General features: G+C 48.3%; 1 pseudogene. It reads left to right on the top strand.

The features are described 5' to 3' along the window. A pseudogene (locus ACXM1Q_RS09215) lies at positions 1-1,409 on the top strand (hypothetical protein); the annotation flags it as partial.

Consider the following 1,409-nt stretch of genomic DNA (forward strand, 5'->3'; position numbering starts at 1 on the left):
AAGGAACTTGGTAAGTACATTCCATACATCCCAGAAACACCAGGTGGGGGCTATGATCCAAACAAACCAGGAACAGATGAACCACCGGTACCATATGACGAGACTCCAGAGGAACCAAGTGACAATCCACCGTTGCCATACATCCCAGACTATGAGCCAAAAGTTCCGGGAACAACAGAGCCGTTGAAACCAGTTGATCCAGAAGATCCAACCAAGGGTTACATTCCACCACCAATTGTGGATCCAAACAACCCAGGTGTAGACACTCCAGTACCGTACGAGCCAGTAAGCCCAACTCCTGAGAAACCACAGAAACCAGGAAGCTACTTGCCATACATTCCAGGTGTAGAGAACCCAGGAGATCGTCCACCAGTACCATATGATGAAACACCATTGGTACCAGAAGACAATCCACCGTTGCCATACATCCCAGGCTATGAGCCAAAAGTTCCAGGAACAACAGAGCCGTTGAAACCAGTTGATCCAGAAGATCCAACGAAGGGGTACATTCCACCACCAATTGTGGATCCAAACAACCCAGGTGTAGACACTCCAGTACCGTATGAGCCAGTAAGCCCAACTCCTGAGAAACCACAGAAACCAGGAAGCTACTTGCCATACATCCCAGGTGTAGACAATCCAGGAGATCGTCCACCAGTACCATATGATGAAACACCATTGGTACCAGAAGACAATCCACCGTTGCCATACATCCCAGGATATGAGCCAAAAGTTCCGGGAACAACAGAGCCGTTGAAACCAGTTGATCCAGAAGATCCAACCAAGGGTTACATTCCACCACCAATTGTGGATCCAAACAACCCAGGTGTAGACACTCCAGTACCGTATGAGCCAGTAACACCAACTCCTGAGAAACCACAGAAACCAGGAAGCTACTTGCCATATATCCCAGGTGTAGACAACCCAGGAGATCGTCCACCAGTACCATATGATGAAACACCATTGGTACCAGAAGACAATCCACCGTTGCCATACATCCCAGGCTATGAGCCAAAAGTTCCAGGAACAACAGAGCCGTTGAAACCAGTTGATCCAGAAGATCCAACCAAGGGTTACATTCCACCACCAATTGTGGATCCAAATAACCCAGGTGTAGACACTCCAGTACCGTATGAGCCAGTAACACCAACTCCTGAGAAACCACAGAAACCAGGAAGCTACTTGCCATATATCCCAGGTGTAGACAACCCAGGAGATCGTCCACCAGTACCATATGATGAAACACCATTGGTACCAGAAGACAATCCACCGTTGCCATACATCCCAGGCTATGAGCCAAAAGTTCCAGGAACAACAGAGCCGTTGAAACCAGTTGATCCAGAAGATCCAACCAAGGGTTACATTCCACCACCAATTGTGGATCCAAATAACCCAGGTGTAGACACTCC

The sequence above is a fragment of the Streptococcus sp. 10F2 genome (assembly GCF_054331515.2).